The sequence below is a fragment of the Chryseobacterium sp. 14P4.3.2 genome (assembly GCF_057799275.1).
On sequence record NZ_JBYOKO010000078.1, the window covers coordinates 1 to 445 of the forward strand.

At 42.0% G+C, this 445-nt stretch carries 1 protein-coding gene; it reads right to left on the reverse strand.

All coding sequences use genetic code 11. The features are described from left to right. On the reverse strand, positions 1 to 371 hold a 371-nt coding region (locus tag AC27VX_RS23870), incomplete at its 3' end, for a DUF6443 domain-containing protein (RefSeq protein ID WP_488698475.1). Between the last annotated feature and the right edge of the window lie 74 nt (positions 372 to 445).

A 445-nucleotide genomic window follows, 5' to 3' on the forward strand; every position in this document is an offset into this window, starting at 1 on the left:
TTACCATACACTGATGGAGCGTTACCCAATGGATTGGGAACAATAGCTCCGTTTGAAGTGTTTCCCTGGGGAACGGGAAGGTAGTCTTTTACCTGTCTCCCAAACTGATCATATTCAATATGGGTAACAATATCTTTTCCTAACGGTGATGCTTTGATATTCACGACCTGCTTGGGTCTTCCCAAGCCATCGAAGTACTGAACGGCCTGAACCTGTCTGGCATTGGCATCACTCTGGGTTTTAGGTTCAAGGTAAGTCCTTGTGTAGATATAATTTTCATTGGTACTGCTCAAACCGGAGGGCAGCTGTACCTGTGCTTTTACAGTGCCCATTACAAGAAGTACACCTATAGGAATTATTAATTTTTTCATCAGTTCTTAGTTTTTATAGTTGTACTTTATTTCCTTCAGGATCTTGCCGTCCATATCGGTTACTTTTTCCAGTC